Raw genomic sequence first — 10,994 nt, 5'->3', positions numbered from 1 at the left:
GCCATGAAGATCGATCCCGCCCGGATTCGCGCGCTGCGCGCAGCCCGCGCCTGGTCGCAGGAGCAGCTGGCCGAGGTCGCTGGACTCAGCGTGCGCACCGTGCAGCGCGCGGAAACCGGGGGCACCGCGTCCGCGGAGACGCGGATGGCCCTGGCTTCGGCCCTGGAGGTGGCGCCGGCCGCCCTGTGCGAGGCGTCCGCTTCGCCTCCTGCGGCCCCGTGCGAATTCCCGGCGTCGCCGCCGTCCGGCGACACGGGCGCGCCGCCGCCCTGGGCGCGCACGGCGCTCGAACGCTACGGCCTGCTGCTGGTGGGCCTGGCGATCGTGTTCCTGCTGGCCTTCGGCGTCGCCTATCAGGTCGGGCGTGATCTCGCGCATCGCGAGGCCCGCGCCGAGTGCGAGGCGGAAGGCCGCGGCGACTGCCGCTGACCGGCCCGCGATCGCGCGCAAGCCACTGATCCGCAATTGATGTCGCCCGCCTGTCGGGGCGCTGGCGGGTGGCAGTCGTGGCGCCCGCCCGGCCTGGCGGCCAGCATCGTCAGACCGCCAACACGGAGTCCACGGATGCAGCCGCAGAGATCACCCATCACCCCCGTGCCGCCGCCAGCCGCCACGCGCGCCCTGCACGCGACCGGCTGGCTGCTGGTGCTGGCCCTGTTTGCGGCGCTGCTGGGCTACCAGATCGGCAGGGACGTGGCCGAGCGCGACAACCGCGCCGACTGCGTCGCCGCCGGCACCGGGTGCCGCTGAGCTCTCAGCACTCGATGACGTTCACCGCCAGGCCGCCGCGGCTGGTTTCCTTGTACTTGTCCTGCATGTCGCGGCCCGTGTCGCGCATGGTGCGGATCACCTTGTCGAGGCTGACCTTGTGCTTGCCGTCGCCGCGCAGGGCCATGCGGCTGGCGTTGATCGCCTTCACCGAGCCCATCGCGTTGCGCTCGATGCAGGGGATCTGCACCAGGCCGCCGATCGGGTCGCAGGTCAGGCCGAGGTTGTGTTCCATGCCGATCTCGGCGGCGTTCTCGATCTGCCCGGGCGTCCCGCCCAGTGCCGCGGTCAGGCCGGCCGCGGCCATCGAGCAGGCCACGCCCACCTCGCCCTGGCAGCCGACCTCGGCGCCGGAGATGCTGGCGTTTTCCTTGTAGAGGATGCCCACCGCGGCCGCGGTGAGCAGGAAGTCGAACACGCCCTGTTCGCTGGCGTTGGGACAGAAGCGGTCGTAGTAGTGCAGCACCGCCGGGATGATGCCGGCCGCGCCATTGGTGGGCGCCGTGACCACGCGCCCGCCCGCGGCGTTCTCCTCGTTCACCGCCAGCGCGTAGAGGTTGACCCAGTCGAGCACCGTCAGCGGATCGCGCATCGCCGCTTCCGGGCGCGAGCGCAATTCGGCGTGCAGGGCGGGCGCGCGGCGCGCCACGTGCAGTCCGCCGGGCAGGGTGCCTTCGGCGCGGATGCCGCGCGCCACGCAGGCCTGCATCGCCGCCCACAGTTCGCGCAGGCCCTGCGCGATGTCCTCCTCGCTGCGCCAGGCCTTCTCGTTCTCCAGCATCAGCTGCGCGATGCTGAGGCCGTGGGACTGGGCCTGCGCGAGCAGCTCGTCGCCGCTGCGGAACGGGTAGGGCAGCGGCGTGGTGTCGGCCACGATGCGGTCCTCGGCGGCCTCGTCCTGGTTCACCACGAAGCCGCCGCCGACCGAATAGTAATCACGGGTCGCAAGCACTTCGCCAGCCGCGTCGAACGCCGTGAAGCGCATGCCGTTGGTGTGGTGCGGCAGCTTCTGGCGCTTGTTCATGACCAGGTCGCGCTTCTCGACGAAGGCAACCGGGCGGCTGCCGCCGAGCAGGAGTCGCCGCTCGCCGCGGATGCGTTCGAGCGCGGCGGGGATGATGTCCGGATCGATCAGGTTGGGCAGGTGGCCTTCCAGGCCCATCAGCAGGGCCTTGTCGGTGCCGTGGCCGCGGCCGGTGAGGGCCAGCGAGCCGAACACCTCGGCGCGCACCTGCGCGACCTCGTGCAGGCGACCGGGTTCCACCAGCCAGCGCTGCACGAAGCGCGCGGCCGCGCGCATCGGCCCCACCGTGTGGGACGAACTCGGGCCGATGCCGATCTTGTAGAGGTCGAAGGTACTGACGGACACGGCGGGCTCCCGGAAGACAGGCCCATTGTATTGGTTGCATGGGTAACGGGCGCGCTACGGCGCTTGCGGCTACGCTTGCGCCTTCGCCGCATCCAGCGCCCGCATGTCCCGCCACATCCTGTACCAGCGCGACGACTGCCACCTGTGCGACCAGGCCCTGGACCTGCTGGCGCGGGTCCGGTTTCCCGAGCCGCGCAGTGTGTTCATCGACGACGACCCCGAACTCGAAGCGCGCTACGGAACGCGCGTGCCGGTGCTGCACGACACCGCGACCGGAGCCGAACTGGACTGGCCGTTCGATGCGGCGCAACTGCAGGCGGTCGCGCGGTAAAGGCGATGGCGATGGCCGCCGCTCCGGCGCTGCCGGAGGGCGACGCGCCCGGCGTGCACCGGGCAAAGCCCGCGGACGCGACCGAACCGGTCCGCTGGCAGGGCGTGGCGGTGGGCGAAGTGGTGGACGTCGCGTGGATCGGACGCATCGTCGTGCTGCGCGCGGCGACCAGCGCGCCCCGCGAACTGGATCTGGCCAACCTGCGCCGGATGCTCGCGACAGTGCCGAGCCGCTGCAGCCGGTCGCCAGGGCCGCCGTTGCAGTCGCGTGACGGGGTGTGGGATGCGCTGCTGCTGATGCGTTCGCGGCGGGTGCCGGATTTGGAGATCCACTCCGACGCGGCTGGAATGTAAGGCTGGCTTGCGTCGGAAGACCGTGCGCGCGCCCGCTTCGAGCTGCGGTCGGCGCCCTGATCAGGGCGCCGGATGGAGGTAGACGCGGGTGCTGATCGCCACTTCGTCGGGGATCGTGCCGGTATCGGCCCAGTCGCCGCCACCGACGCCGAACTGCAGCCGCTTGACCGTGGCACGACCCGAGAGCAGGGCCGGTTTGCCCGGCGTCCAGGTGAATTCGAGGGTGACCGGCTGGCTGACGCCGCGCAGGCTGAGGGTGCCGTCGGCGGCATAGCGGTTCTCGCCGAGCGGACGGACGCCTTCGGCCACGTAGCGCGCCTGCGCGAAGCGGGCGACATCGAAGAAGTCGGCGCCGGCCAGGGTGGAGTCGCGGTCGGCGTTGCCGGTGCGGGTGCCGGCCAGGTCGATGGTGACATCGAGCCGCGCCTGGCCCGGCTGGGCCGGGTCGAAGCTCAGCTTCGTGTCGAAGCCGCCGAACTGGCCGCTGAACACTTCGCCGTCGTACTTCGTCGCGAAGGCCAGCGAGGAACCGGGCGCCTGCACGTAATCGGCGGCATGGGCGGGGGCGAGCATCGACACCAGCAGGGCGGCGACGGCGGCGGGGGTCGTGAGGGGGTGGGACATGTCAGGGCTCCTGGCCGGATCGGGCGCGGGCGCCGCGCGCTGGCAGCATGCGCAGCAGGGTGTCGTCGCGCTGGAACAGGTGATGGTAGAAGGCCGCCCCTGCATGGGCGGCCACCAGCGCCACCAGCACCCAGAACAGCAGGCCGTGCGCCTCGCGCGCGGCATCGGCCAGCCACTCGCTGGGCGCCACCAGCTTCGGCACCGCGAACTGCCCGAAATAGCGGAACGGGCGCAGCCCGCTGGCCGAATCGTAGAGCCAGCCCGACAGCGGCATCGCCAGCGCCACCGCGTACAGCAGCCAGTGGGTGAGGCTGGCGATCGCGGCCTGCCAGCCGGGCGTGCCGGCCACGGGCGCGGGCGCGCCTGCGTACAGGCGCCAGCCCAGGCGCGCCAGCATCAGCGCCAGCACGGTGATGCCAAGCGACTTGTGGGCGGTATAGACCCAGAAGTACTTCGGCGTGCGCGGCAGGTCGTCCATGACGAGGCCGGCGATGGCCAGCACCAGGATCAGCAGCACGATCAGCCAGTGGAAGGCCTGGCTGACGGCGCCCCAGCGTTCGCGGGTGTTGCGCAGGGTCACGGGACGGACTCCGGTTGGGAAACGGGTTCGGGCTCGGCCTGCCCGGAGGCGTTTTCAGATTCAGAGGGCGCCTGCCGGGTCTGCGGCGTTGGACCGGCGACATCGTCCTGCGGTTCCGCCGCGCCCGGATCGCGCGTGCGGGTGGCCTCCGCCTCGATCCGCAGTTCCACAGCATCGCCGATCATCGAGCGCCAGGCGGTGATGCCGAACTCGGCGCGGCTCAGGGTCGTGGTCGCGGAGAATCCGACCGTGCGCCGGAACGGCGGCAGCGGATGGCGACTGGCATCGTTGAGCCGCACCTGCAGCGCCACCTCGCGGGTCACGCCGCGCAGGTCGAGCTCGCCGTGGACGATGGCGCTGCGCTCGTCCAGCGCCTCGACGCGGGTGGAGCGGAAACGTGCGACCGGATGTGTGCCGGCATCGAGCAGGTTGCGCCCCAGCGTGGCCTTGTTCCAGGCCTCGTCGCCGAAATCCAGCCGCTGCAGCGGGATCTCGACCTCCACGCGCGCCTGCGCCCAGTCGCCGGGAGCGAAGTGGATGGTGCCGGTGCTGCCCGACACCGTGCCCAGCGCGGTGGAGAAGCCGGCGTGGTCGACGGCCACCAGGATGCGCGTATGCACCGGATCGAGCGCATAGGCAGGCGGCGCGGCCCGGGCACTCGTGGCCACGGCCGAAGCGAGCAGCAGGCAGGCGATCGCGGACAGTCGCGGCAGGAGGCGGGGCATCGGCGGCTCGCGGGCGGGTAGTGCGGCATTCTAGGCCGCGCCGACGCCGGCCACGCGGGCTTGCGCCGACAACGGTGCGTTGCGACGATGCCGGGTCGCGCGCCGCGGGTGCGCCAGGGACGGGCGTGGCGAGCAGGGGAGGCCGGTGCGGACGATCGCCTTGACAGTGCTGTTGTGGTGGCTGGCGGCGGCAGGTGCGGCGGCCGCGCCGGAGCCGCTCGCGCCGCCGCAGCTGCCGATGCCGCGCCAGATCAGCGTGTACGACGGGCTGCCGTCGAACCGCATCAACGCGCTGGCGGAGGATCGCCAGGGCTACCTGTGGATCGCCACGCGCGACGGGCTCGCCCGCTACGATGGCGTCGGCTACCGCATCTGGCGCGTCGGCGACGGCCTGCGCGACAACCACGTCTGGACCGTGTTCGTGGACGACCGCGACCGCGTCTGGATCGGCACCCAGAACGGCGGACTGGCGATGCTCGACGCGTCGCGCCGCGACTTCGTCCATTTCGATCGCGGCACGCATCCGCAGATCGGCAGCGACGACGTGTGGTCGGTGGCGCAGACGCCCGATGGCGCGATCTGGTTCGGCACCGCCGACGGCGGCCTGCACCGCATCGACGAAGGCGGCACGATCCGGCGCTTCATGCCCGAGGTCGGCAATCCGCGCAGCCTGCCCTCGGCCTCGGTCACCTGGCTGCGCGTGGACCGGCGTGGCCGGCTGTGGGTGGGCACCTACCATGGGCTGGCACGCTGGACCGGCGATGGCTTCGACCGCCTGCTGCAGGACGTGCGGCCCAGCCCGGCGGTCAACGCACTGGTGCTCGACCAGGCCGGCGACCTGTGGATCGGCACCTCCAGCAGCGCCTGGGTGTATCGCGACGCCAGCGGCGCGATCGAGCCGGCGCCCTGGCGCGATCCCGTGCTGGGGCAGCCGGTGCTGAGCATGCTGGTGCAGGACGGCCAGGGCGCGCACTGGCTCGATACCCGCAGCGGCCTGGCGCTCGAACGCGGCGGCCGCATCGAGGACGTGCCGCTGTACAGCAACACCAGTCGCGGCCTGGTGCGGCCCGCCTGGTCGGCCGCGCTCGAAGACCGCGAGGGCGGCCTGTGGCTGGCCAGCTCCGAGACCGGGCTGTGGCACCTGCCGGCCAACTGGCGCAATTTCACCGCGCTGCGCCGTCGCCTCGACGATCCGGACTCCTCCGGCAACGCCTTCGTCTACAGCGCCACGCCCGCCATCGACGGCGGTTTCTGGCTGGTCGGTACCGGCGGCGTGCTGGACTGGCTCGATCCGCACACGGCCCGCGTGCAGCACCGCGCCAGCGGCGTCTGCGGGGACCTGCTGCCGTATGTGGTGCGCGAGGTGCGCGACCGCAGCGTGTGGATCGGCTGCCATGGCTCCATCACCCGCTACGACCCGGCGATCGGGGCGATGCGGCGCTGGTTCCAGGGCGATGCGGTGGATCCGGCCCCGCCGGGCGTGGTCACCCAGATCGTCGAGGAGCCCGACGGTGCGATCTGGCTCGCCTCGACCGATGCGCTGCAGCTGCGCGGTCCGGACGGCGAGCTGCGCGCCACCGTGGCGGCGGGTGGTCCCGAAGGCTTTCCGCTCGGCAACGCCCTGCAGCAGGTGTCGCGCGGCCCGGACGGCGCGCTGTGGCTGGCCACCTCGCGCGGGTTGCTGATGTGGAATGCGGGCGCGCGCGCGTTCGAGCCGGTCCCGGGCGGGCCCGGGTGGCAGGTGTTCGCCTTCGGCTATGCGCCGGACGATACGGTCTGGGTCGGCGGCAGCGGCATCCTGGTGTCGTACCGCTGGACCGGCGCCGAGCTGATCGCCGAACGCACCGTGGACGCGCGCCACGGTCTGCCGGCGGTCGCGCCCGGCGGCCTGGCGGTGGATGCCTCGGGCGTGGTGTGGATGAGCACGCCGCGCGGCCTGGTGCGCTATGACCCGCAGCGCGAGCGCCTGCGCGTGTACAGCGTGCTCGACGGCCTGCCCAGCCAGCAGTTCAGCGACTATCCCTTCGAGGCCTCGTCGCGCGGCTACATCGCCGTCGGCACCGCCGATGGCCTGCTGCTGTTCCACCCGCGCCAGGTGCAGGTGAGCGACCGCGCGCCGACGCTGGCGGTCGAATCGGTCAGCCTGCGCCGCGGCGAGGCCGTGGTCGACCTTCCGGTCGATGAGCCCATCGTCCTGCAGCACGACGATCGCGACCTGCGCGTGGTCGCGCGCCTGCTCTCGTTCACCGACGCGCACGCCCATCGCTACCGCTACCGGCTGCAGGGCTACGATCCCGACTGGGTCGAGGCCGGTGCCTCGGGCGAGCGCGTGTTTCCCAGCCTGCACCACGGCCGCTACGTGCTGGAGCTGCAGGCGCGCACCGCCGACGGCGAATGGACGCCCGTGCAGCGGCTCGAGCTGCGGGTGCGCGAACCGTGGTGGCGCACGGGCACGGCCACCGCCATCTGGATCCTGTCGGTGCTGGTGCTGCTGGCGCTGGTGGCCAGCCAGTACCGCGCGCGGCTCAAGCGCCGCCACGCCTGGCAGCTGGCCGAGCACAAGCGCGAGCTGGCCGAGCAGGCCTCGCTGGCCAAGACCCGCTTCCTGGCCACCCTGGGCCACGAGGTGCGCACGCCGATGACCGGCGTGCTGGGCATGAGCGAACTGCTGGCCGCGACCGACCTGGACGAGCGCCAGCGCGGGCACGTCGAATCGATCCGCCGCGCCGGCGAACACCTCCTGCGCCTGGTCAACGACGCGCTGGACCTGGCGCGGATCGAGGCCGACCGCCTGCAGCTCGACCAGCAGCCCTTCGACCTCCATGCGCTGGTGCGCGAGGTGGTGGCGTTCTGCGCGCCGCAGGCGAGGCAGCGCGGCCTGGCCTTCGACGACGCGATCGCCCCCGGGGTGCCGCGCTGGATGCTGGGCGACGCCGGGCGCGTGCGCCAGATCCTGCTCAACCTGCTCGGCAACGCCGTCAAGTTCACCGAGCGCGGCAGCGTGGCGCTGCACGTGGACGCGATGCAGCCCGAAGGCGTGCGCCTGAGCGTGCGCGACACCGGGCCGGGGCTCAACGAGGAGCAGAGGCAGCGCCTGTTCCGCCGCTTCGAACAGGCCGAGGGCGCCCGCACCAGCGCCCGCTATGGCGGCAGCGGCCTGGGCCTGGCGATCTCGCAGGAACTGGCCGCGGCGATGGGAGGCCGCATCGACATCGACAGCGCGCCGGGCCAGGGCACCACCTTCATCGTCGAGCTGCCGCTGCAGGCCTGCGCGCCGCCGGCGGAGGAGGAGCCCGCGGAGATCGTCGCCGCGCCGCGAGGGCTGTCCCTGCTGCTGGTCGAGGACGATGCCACCATCGCGCGCGTGGTCAGCGGCCTGCTCGAAGGCCAGGGCCACCGCGTGGTGCATGTCGCGCACGGACTGGCCGCGCTGTCGGAGCTGCCGGTGAACGCGTTCGACGCCGCCCTGCTCGACCTCGACCTGCCCGGCATCGACGGCCTGGCGCTGGCGCGGCTGATGCGCGGCAACGGTTTCGACGCACCGCTGATCGCGGTGACCGCGCGCGCCGACGGCGAGGCCGAGGCCGCCGCCGCCGAGGCGGGATTCGACGCCTTCCTGCGCAAGCCGGTGACCGGCGCGATGCTCGCCGGCGTGCTGGCGGAGGTCGTGCGGCGCTGAGCGCCGGCCCCGGAGCTGCGCCGTGCTCCACGCGTTTCCGCGCCAGCCGCTCCGGTAGTCCGGTCCTGCACTGGGAATTCTCCGACAAGCCCGGCGGCATCCGACCGATGCCCGCCGCTGCGCGGGCAGGCCAGGCTTGCAGCGCCATCCGACCGGAGCCGCCCCATGGGAACCCGCTGCGCGCTGCTGCTGTTCGTCTTCATCGCCGTCTGGGCCGGCGCGTGCGCGGCGCAGCCGCCGCGGGTCATGCTGGCCACGGAATACAGGCCCGACATCCGGGTGGAGGACTACTGGGTCAGCGAGAAGCTCGACGGCGTGCGCGGGCACTGGGACGGGCACGCGCTGTGGACGCGCGGCGGCGGGCGGATCGCGGCGCCGGCGTGGTTCGTCGCGGGTTGGCCGTCCGTGCCGCTGGATGGCGAACTCTGGGTCGCGCGCGGTCGTTTCGACCAGGTCAGCGCGATCGTGCGTGCGGGGCAGGCCGATGACGCCGCGTGGCGGCAGGTGCGCTTCATGGTGTTCGACCTGCCGACGCACGCAGGCGGGTTCGAAGCACGCCTGGCGCGCCTGTGCCGGCTGCTCGACGATGCAGGGGTGCCGTGGCTGCTGCCCGTCCGGCAGGAACGCCTGGCCGACGGCGGCGCGCTGCAGGCGCGGCTGAAGGCGGTGGTCGCAGCCGGCGGGGAAGGACTGATGCTGCACCATCGCGATGCGCGCTACCTCGCCGGCCGCAGCAGCGGACTGCTCAAGCTCAAGCCCTGGCAGGACGCCGAGGCGCGCGTGGTCGGATACACGCCCGGGCGCGGCAAGTACGCGGGCATGACCGGGGCGCTGGTGGTGGAGCGGCCCGACGGGCTGCGCTTCCGCCTGGGCAGCGGGCTCGACGATGCGCAGCCGGCATCGCCGCCGCCGCTCGGCAGCCTGGTCACCTACCGCTACAGCGGCGTGACCGGCCGGGGCGTGCCGCGTTTCGCACGCTTCCTGCGCGTGCGCCACGACATGCCGCCAATGGAGCCGAGATGAGGCCGGCCCGACCCGCGGGGCGAGGCCGTCCGCCCCACCGCCAGCGAGGCCTCAGCGCGCGCTGTAGGCGTGGACCTCGTCGACCAGTACGGCCACGTGCTCCGGGTTCATGTCCGGCGACATGCCGTGGCCGAGGTTGAACACGTGCCCTTCGCGCGAGCCGCCGTTGCCGTCGCGGTAGCTGTCGAGCGCGCGGCGCACCTCGCGACGCACCGCATCGGGCGAGCCGTAGAGCGTGGTGGGGTCGAGGTTGCCCTGCAGGGCGACGCGGCCGCCGGTGCGGCGCGCAGCCTCGCCCAGCTCGACCAGCCAGTCCACGCCAATCCCCTCGGCGCCGGTGTCGGCCAGGTCTTCCAGGTAGGCGGCGGTGCCTTTGCCGAACAGGATCAGCGGCGTGCGCTGCGCGCCTTCGCCGCGCTCCAGGCCCTGCGCGATGCGCTGCAGGTAGGGCAGCGAGAACTCGCGGTACATGGCCGGCGAGAGCACGCCGCCCCAGGTGTCGAACACCTGCAGCGCCTGCGCGCCGGCCGCCCGCTGCGCGGCGAGGTAGGCGACCACCGCGTCGGCGGTCACCGAGAGCAGCGCGTGCAGCGCGGCCGGTTCGTTGAGCGCCATCGCCTTGATGCGCGCGAAATCCTTGCTGCCGCCGCCCTCGACCATGTAGCAGGCCAGGGTCCAGGGGCTGCCGGAGAAGCCGATCAGCGGCACCGCGCCGTCGAGTTCGCGGCGGATCACGCGCACCGCGTCCATCACGTAGCCCAGCTCGGTCTCCATGTCGGGCACGCCCAGCTTCGCCACGTCGGCGGCGCTGCGCACCGGCCGCTCGAACTTCGGGCCCTCGCCCTCGACGAAGTACAGGCCCAGGCCCATGGCGTCGGGGATGGTGAGGATGTCGGAGAACAGGATCGCCGCGTCCAGCGGGAAGCGGCGCAGCGGCTGCAGGGTGACCTCGCAGGCCACGTCCGGGTTCTTGGCCATGCCCAGGAAGCTGCCGGCCTGGCGCCGGGTCTCGCGGTACTCGGGCAGGTAGCGCCCGGCCTGGCGCATCAGCCACACCGGCGTGCGGTCCACGGGTTCGCGGCGCAGGGCGCGCAGGAAGCGATCGTTCTTCAGGGGGCTGGTCATGGCGTTTCCATCGGCGGTCGTCGGCCCGGACGGCCCGTCGCGCGCAGCGCGCGACCGGGCGGCCCGCAGCGACGGTGCGCGGGCAGGGCGGGAATGGGTGGAACGGGCCGGGGCGGCAGGGTCCGCGGCGTGGCGATGCTCACTTCGGCGCGCCCGTGCCTTCGGCGTACATCAGCTGGAAACCGCGGCGCAGCTGGGCGTCGCGGGCATGTTCGAGCGCGGCCAGCGCGCTGGCGTGGTCCAGGTACTGCTCGCGGCGCAGGGTGCTGCGGCCGCCGGTCTGGCCGGTTTCGCGCAGCAGCGTCCAGGCGCCCAGCAGGTCCGGCTGCAGGGTCAGCTGCACGAAGCGCGGGGCTTCGCGACCGTCGGGACGTTGTTGCAGGAGCAGGCGCATGGGCCGCCCATTGTACGTCGCGG

The 10,994-nt window shown here is 73.0% G+C and carries 12 protein-coding genes; 6 read left to right on the top strand and 6 right to left on the bottom strand.

Annotation, left to right across the window (positions count from 1 at the left end; translation table 11 throughout):
• Window positions 1–3: 3 nt before the first annotated feature.
• Complete coding sequence (locus tag ACFQ2D_RS13485) at window positions 4–429, top strand: helix-turn-helix domain-containing protein (RefSeq protein WP_280942602.1); 426 nt, start codon at window positions 4–6, stop codon at window positions 427–429.
• 165 nt (window positions 430–594) lie between these two features.
• The gene (locus ACFQ2D_RS13480) at window positions 595–750 is read left to right on the top strand and encodes a hypothetical protein (RefSeq protein ID WP_386795678.1); all 156 of its coding nucleotides are present in this window, start codon (window positions 595–597) and stop codon (window positions 748–750) included.
• 4 nt (window positions 751–754) lie between these two features.
• On the opposite strand, the gene ACFQ2D_RS13475 is transcribed toward ACFQ2D_RS13480, so the two are convergent.
• A complete protein-coding gene (locus ACFQ2D_RS13475) occupies window positions 755–2,137 on the bottom strand; it encodes an L-serine ammonia-lyase (RefSeq protein WP_280942604.1) in 1,383 nt (460 codons plus the stop codon).
• 103 nt (window positions 2,138–2,240) lie between these two features.
• On the opposite strand from ACFQ2D_RS13475, the gene ACFQ2D_RS13470 reads away from it, so the two are divergent.
• Together ACFQ2D_RS13470 and ACFQ2D_RS13465 are read left to right on the top strand one after the other, a co-directional pair.
• Window positions 2,241–2,468, top strand: coding sequence for a glutaredoxin family protein (locus ACFQ2D_RS13470; protein WP_280942605.1), 228 nt, complete (start codon window positions 2,241–2,243; stop codon window positions 2,466–2,468).
• Between the two features lie 11 nt (window positions 2,469–2,479).
• The gene (locus tag ACFQ2D_RS13465; RefSeq protein ID WP_280942607.1) at window positions 2,480–2,821 is read left to right on the top strand and encodes a hypothetical protein; all 342 of its coding nucleotides are present in this window, start codon (window positions 2,480–2,482) and stop codon (window positions 2,819–2,821) included.
• A gap of 60 nt (window positions 2,822–2,881) precedes the next feature.
• On the opposite strand, the gene ACFQ2D_RS13460 is transcribed toward ACFQ2D_RS13465, so the two are convergent.
• The 3 genes from ACFQ2D_RS13460 to ACFQ2D_RS13450 are packed head-to-tail and all read right to left on the bottom strand — an operon-like array spanning window position 2,882 to window position 4,729.
• Window positions 2,882–3,445: a YceI family protein gene (locus tag ACFQ2D_RS13460; protein WP_280942608.1), complete on the bottom strand. Its 564-nt coding sequence runs from the start codon at window positions 3,443–3,445 to the stop codon at window positions 2,882–2,884.
• Between the two features lies 1 nt (window position 3,446).
• Window positions 3,447–4,025 (bottom strand): cytochrome b, encoded by a 579-nt coding sequence (locus ACFQ2D_RS13455; RefSeq protein ID WP_280942609.1) that lies wholly within the window; start codon window positions 4,023–4,025, stop codon window positions 3,447–3,449.
• Window positions 4,022–4,729 (bottom strand): YceI family protein, encoded by a 708-nt coding sequence (locus tag ACFQ2D_RS13450; RefSeq protein WP_280942672.1) that lies wholly within the window; start codon window positions 4,727–4,729, stop codon window positions 4,022–4,024. Before ACFQ2D_RS13450 ends, ACFQ2D_RS13455 begins: the two co-directional genes overlap by 4 nt.
• 187 nt (window positions 4,730–4,916) lie before the next feature.
• Between ACFQ2D_RS13450 and ACFQ2D_RS13445 the strand changes: the two genes are divergently transcribed.
• Together ACFQ2D_RS13445 and ACFQ2D_RS13440 are read left to right on the top strand one after the other, a co-directional pair.
• Window positions 4,917–8,429 (top strand): sensor histidine kinase, encoded by a 3,513-nt coding sequence (locus ACFQ2D_RS13445; protein ID WP_280942673.1) that lies wholly within the window; start codon window positions 4,917–4,919, stop codon window positions 8,427–8,429.
• Between the two features lie 165 nt (window positions 8,430–8,594).
• Window positions 8,595–9,452 (top strand): DNA ligase, encoded by an 858-nt coding sequence (locus tag ACFQ2D_RS13440; protein ID WP_280942610.1) that lies wholly within the window; start codon window positions 8,595–8,597, stop codon window positions 9,450–9,452.
• Window positions 9,453–9,503: 51 nt separating this feature from the next.
• On the opposite strand, the gene hemE is transcribed toward ACFQ2D_RS13440, so the two are convergent.
• Entirely contained in the window at window positions 9,504–10,577 is a 1,074-nt protein-coding gene (gene hemE / locus ACFQ2D_RS13435) for a uroporphyrinogen decarboxylase (protein WP_280942611.1), read from the bottom strand.
• Between the two features lie 139 nt (window positions 10,578–10,716).
• Entirely contained in the window at window positions 10,717–10,971 is a 255-nt protein-coding gene (locus ACFQ2D_RS13430; protein WP_280942612.1) for a WGR domain-containing protein, read from the bottom strand.
• Between the last annotated feature and the right edge of the window lie 23 nt (window positions 10,972–10,994).

The organism is Luteimonas composti (genome assembly GCF_042678665.1).
Classification (GTDB): Bacteria; Pseudomonadota; Gammaproteobacteria; order Xanthomonadales; family Xanthomonadaceae; genus Luteimonas; species Luteimonas composti.
The sequence above is the reverse complement of the archived record's forward strand: the minus strand, read 5'-3'. Positions and strand labels throughout refer to the sequence as shown.

Bases quoted from the DNA above. Each gene is read 5' to 3' on its own strand.
- ACFQ2D_RS13485 (WP_280942602.1), top strand. From the start codon at position 4: ATGAAGATCGATCCCGCCCGGATTCGCGCGCTGCGCGCAGCCCGCGCC.
- ACFQ2D_RS13470 (WP_280942605.1), top strand. From the start codon at position 2,241: ATGTCCCGCCACATCCTGTACCAGCGCGACGACTGCCACCTGTGCGAC.
- ACFQ2D_RS13465 (WP_280942607.1), top strand. From the start codon at position 2,480: ATGGCCGCCGCTCCGGCGCTGCCGGAGGGCGACGCGCCCGGCGTGCAC.
- ACFQ2D_RS13460 (WP_280942608.1), bottom strand. From the start codon at position 3,445: ATGTCCCACCCCCTCACGACCCCCGCCGCCGTCGCCGCCCTGCTGGTG.
- ACFQ2D_RS13440 (WP_280942610.1), top strand. From the start codon at position 8,595: ATGGGAACCCGCTGCGCGCTGCTGCTGTTCGTCTTCATCGCCGTCTGG.
- hemE (WP_280942611.1), bottom strand. From the start codon at position 10,577: ATGACCAGCCCCCTGAAGAACGATCGCTTCCTGCGCGCCCTGCGCCGC.
- ACFQ2D_RS13430 (WP_280942612.1), bottom strand. From the start codon at position 10,971: ATGCGCCTGCTCCTGCAACAACGTCCCGACGGTCGCGAAGCCCCGCGC.